The sequence below is a fragment of the Sphingobacterium sp. UBA7249 genome, assembly GCF_002472835.1.
In the GTDB taxonomy this organism is placed as follows: Bacteria; Bacteroidota; Bacteroidia; order Sphingobacteriales; family Sphingobacteriaceae; genus Sphingobacterium; species Sphingobacterium prati.
Window position 1 is genome coordinate 24,498 of sequence record NZ_DKST01000023.1, and the last position, 6,098, is coordinate 30,595.

Annotated in this window: 7 protein-coding genes and 1 tRNA gene; 4 read left to right on the forward strand and 4 right to left on the reverse strand. The window is 33.4% G+C overall.

Annotated elements, in window-relative coordinates:
* Positions 1 to 43: 43 nt before the first annotated feature.
* Together B4A24_RS15730 and B4A24_RS15735 are read right to left on the reverse strand one after the other, a co-directional pair.
* The gene (locus B4A24_RS15730) at positions 44 to 556 is read right to left on the reverse strand and encodes a BON domain-containing protein (RefSeq protein WP_293946048.1); all 513 of its coding nucleotides are present in this window, start codon (positions 554 to 556) and stop codon (positions 44 to 46) included.
* Positions 557 to 630: 74 nt separating this feature from the next.
* Positions 631 to 1,101, reverse strand: coding sequence for a hypothetical protein (locus tag B4A24_RS15735; RefSeq protein ID WP_293946049.1), 471 nt, complete (start codon positions 1,099 to 1,101; stop codon positions 631 to 633).
* A gap of 143 nt (positions 1,102 to 1,244) precedes the next feature.
* Between B4A24_RS15735 and B4A24_RS15740 the strand changes: the two genes are divergently transcribed.
* The 4 genes from B4A24_RS15740 (at position 1,245) to B4A24_RS15755 (ending at position 5,005) form a co-directional block, all read left to right on the forward strand.
* A tRNA-Ser gene (locus B4A24_RS15740) sits at positions 1,245 to 1,332 on the forward strand.
* 377 nt (positions 1,333 to 1,709) lie between these two features.
* Positions 1,710 to 2,468, forward strand: coding sequence for a competence protein CoiA (locus tag B4A24_RS15745; protein ID WP_293946050.1), 759 nt, complete (start codon positions 1,710 to 1,712; stop codon positions 2,466 to 2,468).
* A 397-nt stretch (positions 2,469 to 2,865) separates the two neighbouring features.
* Positions 2,866 to 4,140, forward strand: coding sequence for an AAA family ATPase (locus B4A24_RS15750; protein ID WP_293946051.1), 1,275 nt, complete (start codon positions 2,866 to 2,868; stop codon positions 4,138 to 4,140).
* Between the two features lies 1 nt (position 4,141).
* Positions 4,142 to 5,005, forward strand: coding sequence for a hypothetical protein (locus B4A24_RS15755; RefSeq protein WP_293946052.1), 864 nt, complete (start codon positions 4,142 to 4,144; stop codon positions 5,003 to 5,005).
* 136 nt (positions 5,006 to 5,141) lie between these two features.
* On the opposite strand, the gene B4A24_RS15760 is transcribed toward B4A24_RS15755, so the two are convergent.
* Both B4A24_RS15760 and B4A24_RS15765 read right to left on the reverse strand, forming a co-directional pair.
* Positions 5,142 to 5,621 carry a hypothetical protein gene (locus tag B4A24_RS15760; protein WP_293946053.1) on the reverse strand — a complete coding sequence of 160 codons (480 nt, stop codon included), beginning with the start codon at positions 5,619 to 5,621 and terminating at the stop codon, positions 5,142 to 5,144.
* 52 nt (positions 5,622 to 5,673) lie between these two features.
* Positions 5,674 to 6,098: DUF4595 domain-containing protein (locus B4A24_RS15765; RefSeq protein ID WP_293946054.1), on the reverse strand; the 425-nt coding region annotated here is incomplete at its 5' end.

Genomic DNA, 6,098 nt, shown 5'->3' on the forward strand with positions numbered 1-6,098 from the left:
TCTGTTGATGCGTAGCTTTTATATTTCAGTGGAAATACGAAAACTATCGACTGGTCACTCCTTTCATATCAATACCTTTAGGTTTAATATGTTCCAATCTCTTCTTTAGGGAATCCATTTTCGTCTTCTCAATATTGCCTGTTGCAGTAATGATTCCTTCCTTCACTTGAGCTGTAATTGTTGGAAAATCCTCCAGGACTCGATTGACATCTCTAGTTAGGGTAGAGTCGACCGCCCCTCCGACTAGTTCATGATATTTTTCACGCGCGCCTTCGGGCTCGGGAAGATTGACTACAATATTGTTATGAATGGATTTGATCTGCTCGCCCCCAGCCATTTTCGTTTTCTCTTCAACAACTTGTTTTAATGAATCCGATCCTAGCTGTCCGTTCAGTGTGACATTACCCTCTTCTACATCCACTGCTATGCCCTGGTTATCTGCTAAAGCACTTTCGATTTTAGACTTTAGCTTATTATCGGATTCTGGTGACCGGCAAGAGTGAACAAAAGGTAAAACACTGAATGAAAATATCAAAAGTAACTTGTTTAGTTTCATCGTCTGGTTTTATTTTCGTTCATAATGAAAACAGTTATTTTGGCATATTGTTTAACTTTCTTCGATTTAAGCAATTAATAGAGCTCAGATATGGTTTGATTTAATCTGTTAAATAGGAAGCTATCCCCACATTTCTTACCTAGAAGCAACTGACCAATGGGCGATCCTGCTGAAACGACAAAGACATTCTTATCATTTATTTTTAAAGCGCCAATACTCGTTGCAATAAAATAAAGTCCCAAATTTGTTTTTACAAGACTCCCCAATTTAACAAAGTCGGTCTCCACCCCTATCGTCGAGAAGATATTGGTAAGCTGCATTAAATCTTTATTTGCTTCAAGAAGTTGGCCCTGATAGCGGTTGATATCTTGCTGGATCATTTCCCGGGAGGTTTCGTACTTATCTCCAGCACTACTTTTCGTATCGTCATCACTCGAATCCCTTGCTGTTTCCAATGCCGATTCGATCATTGCGATCCGATCATTTGTTCGCTCGAGGGCAACTTCCAAAATATTCTTTTTTATGTCTAAATAAGTATTTGTCATTCTGAAAAATAAGAAATATGTTTTATTCAAAAAAATATAAAAACAATGCGCTTATGATCAGCAGCATAGGGAAAATCGTTCTTAAAAAAAGTGTATCGTATTGCAATAAAGCAAAAAATTACTACATTTGTGCACTGAAACACGGAAAGGTGTCAGAGTGGTCGAATGAGCAGTCCTGGAAAGACTGTATACGGGATGACTGTATCGAGGGTTCGAATCCCTCCCTTTCCGCTGAGTACAAGGCTTTATCATAGGATAGGGCCTTTTTTATGCATTTAAGCCACGTTTTAGCCAAAAATAAGGAAATTGAAACACATTTAAAAACTTAAAATATTAGATTTCTCGTCACACTTTTGGCACACTTTTCCAAATAGCTTCTAAGGCACATTAGATCACTTTGATTATTTATATAATATAAAACAAAAGTGAGCTGAAATAATATGGATGCGTAATCCATCGGGTAATATCCCCTATTCTATTAGAAAGTGTTTCGTTATCCAAATCCCCTCTAAGATATTAAGCCAGTTTTATTCTTAGCATTCCCAAATTATTCACGTAGTTCTAAAAAAGAATCAAATTATAATATATTTGGTAAAACAAATTATTTTATGATGCAATATGCTAATGTTAACGGAATCAAATCCGCTCCCTTGCCTAAATTGAAAGGTAAATGCTATTGTTGTGGCAGTGAAGTAATAGCTAAATGTGGGTCATTAAAACTGTGGCATTGGGCACATAGGAACAACAAATATTGTGATTCTTGGTGGGAAAATGAGACAGAATGGCATCGGCAATGGAAAAATTATTTTCCTAAACAAAATCAAGAGATTGTTCACTTCGATCAGAAAACAGGAGAAAAGCATATTGCCGATGTAAAGACAAATAATGGTGTGGTGATCGAATTTCAAAATTCTCCAATGAATATAGAAGAGTTAGAATCAAGAGAAAGTTTCTATGGAAATATGATATGGATAATTAATGGTAGTAAATTCAAAAATAGATTTTTTATTTATGACAAACTTCCTAAACCAGATTCCCTTCCCCATAAAGAGAATATTTTTTTCCGTCGCACGGATAAACATGCAGGAGCTTTCTATTCAAAGGCCAAGAATTATCGTAAAAACAATTTATACGAAGTTCATGGAATTAAGGAAATAGAGAGGGAAATCGAAGAGGAATATGATGGACATCATTTGTACCACTGGTCAAATCCTAAAAAGGTTTGGTATAGTTCAAGCAAAAAAGTTTTTGTTGATTTGGGTGGGGATGAATTGATAGAGTTATTGAAATACGATGAGAATTTGCGGTGTATAAAGAAATGGAGTAAGGAGTATTTTATTAATCGTGCCATTAATCCAACAAAATAGTTCTCGCTCGCCGTCCTGCGAGTTGAACGAGGGTCGTTGAAGAAAAGTGCGTAGCACGATTCAACGATATCTATGAAATAGACGAAGCTTCTTGGCGATATTTTTGAAAAAGGGGCTTGTGAGATGGCCTCATCAAAAATAGTGACAAGAGCGAAGCCTGAGAGAACAGCAGGCGAGCCAAACTCTAAAAGCTTGAAAATTTTTAATGGGTGCGCAGCACGTATTAAAAAGATTTAGGTGCTTTTATGAAGTGGAGGGATTACCAAGGCATCAAGTATGACAAACTGCGGAGCATTAAAAAAGAATTGGGATGCAATCCGATTTCTTTTTTAACTGGGTTTGGCATATCTTTATGCTGGTGATTCCGAAACGGAATGCCATATTACCTCGTTAACGTATGAATTATATAGAAACAATCGAGATTGAAGGATTTTGGGGAGATAAACAGGTTATAATTAATTTCAACAGAGATATAAATTTTATAGTTGGAGTAAATGGATCTGGAAAAACCACCATTATTAACCTAATCGTTGCTGCGATAAAGTTAGATTTTCCAACATTAGATACAACAGAATTTGACAGGATACTCATTAAGTTTAGGAGCTTTGATAAGAGTAAGTTCAAGCCAAACATAGAAATTAAAAAAACTCATGGAGAATACTCCGTATTTAATAATATTAATGTCAAAATTAGGTTTTCGACCAAAGAAGAACCAATTGATTTCTCATTAAACGAGTTGGAAGAGGAGAGATTTTTAAGGGGTAGAAGAGTTCAAAATAGGGCATTTCAAGAAGGTTTAATCTCAAAAAGAGATAGTATATATACTGTCCTCAGGAACATAACATCTGTAAATTGGTTATCAATAAATAGATTTAATAATAAAACAAATGGTGAATCACATGAACCCTCAGTTGACAGAAAGATTGATGAGATAACAAACAAATTTATTAGACATTTTTCATTATTACAATCTGAGGTAAATGAAGAAACTGAGTTGTTCCAAAAACAAATTTTTTTATCACTAATATCCGATGAATCAGAGGGTTATTTTAGAAGTAATGATTCTTTAAATATACCTCTAGAAATAAAATCTCTTCGGGACATTTTTAGAGAGTTTGATGTTCCTGAAAGACATTACAGCAAAAAGATAGAGAAACACTATGAAAATTACGAAAGAGCAAATCAAAGGGTGAAAAACTCAGAGAATCTAAATTTCAACCATGCAGCTTCATTGATAGGAACGAATAGAATTCATAAGATTGTCCAACAATGGACTTTTCTTGAACAGAGGAAAAAGGAGATTTTTAGATCTCGAGATTTATTTCTCGAGATTGTAAACTCTATGTTACAAAGAAAAAAATTGATTTTTACAAAAAATAATGATTTCATTGTAAAAACACAGAGTAACAAAGAGTTTAGTTTGAAAAAACTATCTTCAGGGGAAAAACAACTAATCATTATTCTCGGGGAAGCTCTTTTACAAAATGATTCGCCACACATATATATCGCAGATGAACCCGAGTTATCCTTACATGTTGATTGGCAAGAAAAACTAGTTAAGAGTATTAAAACAATTAACTCGACATCACAAGTTATTTTTGCAACACATTCTCCTGACATCGTTGGTGATTATCAAAATTCTGTTATTTTTATAGAAGACTGTATCTTATAAAATGAAAGTATTTTTGCGCTCAAATTCAGGTTTAAGAAACCTGAATAAATTCTATCGGTCAAAAGCTATTTGCTATGTTGAAGGAGGAGAAAAAAGCTATAGTCTAGATGAGATACTTGTCGAAGATAAATACACAGAAGAATCTAGGGATATAATTTTTTGGAAAAATATTTTTTCGAAATATTCGGCTTTAAAAGAGGTTAAATTTAAGTCTGTAGGAAGTAAGACGGTCTTATTAAAACTTTCTTCTAAGATATTAGATCAAACGTTAAGCAATACTATAATATGTATGGATAGTGAGTATGATGAAGTCAATAATAAGCGATTAATTCACCCTAATATAATATATAGTCACGGATATAGTATTGAAAATGATATATTTAATATAGATAACATTTGTTATATAGTCTGTCTTAATTTAGGTCAAAATCTAAAAGAAGTGGCTGAATTAAGGGGTGTATATAATTATTTTGAAAAAACTATTCGTAAGTATATTGATTATGATCACTATTTTTTTGAAAAAGGTGAGACAATTTTCAAAAGAGATAATCCGAATTCCCATATAAATATAAGGAAAGATGAATACCCATTTCTAGATGAGGATACCTTTAATGTTAAGAATGGTAGCATTATTGTTGAAGAGAAAGATTTGATAAAAAATCTGTCTATTAGCAAGTTTTGTTATGGTCATTTATTGGAACATTATTTTTCCCAAGTAATTAGGGTTTGTTTGGCTAAACATAAAGTAACTGCATTTGTTAAAAATGTTATTATAAACCAACTTATTTTTAATTGTATCAGTACTTTTAATGAGGATCAGGATAAACATTATTTTCATTCATTAGTAAATGTTTCTGCTAATTAGGTCCATAAAGAAAAGAATGACTTAGTCATTTTAAGATATAAGTAATAAATCCCCAACACTCATGGAAACCCTCAAAAGTTTAAAATGACGTGTTGGGGATGGTTATAGGTAAATGTAGGATACTCGAAATCTTCTCTTACCAAAAGCGGAGCCACTTTGGTAGAAAAGAACTTTTATTTTTTAATATCTCTTCTTTTGCCAAAATTCCTCTTTCAAAGGTTAAATGGATGACTTTCTTGTACACTGTATCGTAATAATCAGGCCCAGTAAACTTTATACGCCTTACTAATTTTATCTCCCCTGAAAACCATTCAGCAAAAACATTCTGTTGATTTGAGAACAGATGATTGAGGCTGATATTTTTGATGTCGTAAGACCTTTCAGGGGAAAGTTCATCGTCATCTGTCTTGTAGATTCTGATTGCCCCTGAAAAATCAGTGAGATATAGTTTGTTGTCTGATATGATCCATAGACATTTATAACCTCTCCAACAACTGGAAGCTATAGGTTGAAATTCAATATTCTGCGTTTGTAAATATTGATCCAATGGTTCAGCATAGAGACCTTGATACCTTTTCCCTTTATAAACGAATTCTTCGGATGTTTGTGCTGTCATACTAGTTATTTTAATGCCTCTCGAAATGAGAGGCATTGTCATAATTTATATTCTAATTGCATTGATAATTATATCTATAAATTTCTGTATTGCTCGGAATTACTTCTATAATGTTTCCCTTTTGATCGACAGATGATTCATAATATATAGTTTTAGTAGGGTTATTCTCACCAGAGATTGTTAGTGATTTTACCATATTTTTTGATGTAACGCCAAAATGACCTTGTGAATATAGCAGGTTTTCGCTCCCATCTGTACTTCCAAATAAGTTCAGATATGCGGAATTATAAAGTGGAGCCTTATCATTTGTAAAAGTGAATGCTTCTGTCCATGTTGCCCAAGATGACTTCCAATTCACCTTAACTAAATTCCCATTCTCATATATCAGTTCCCTTTCAATTTTATATCCTGAATCAACAGAATTTATAGCCACCAATTGATTGGATGAGTTGTAAGTGAATATTCCGACAAAAGTAC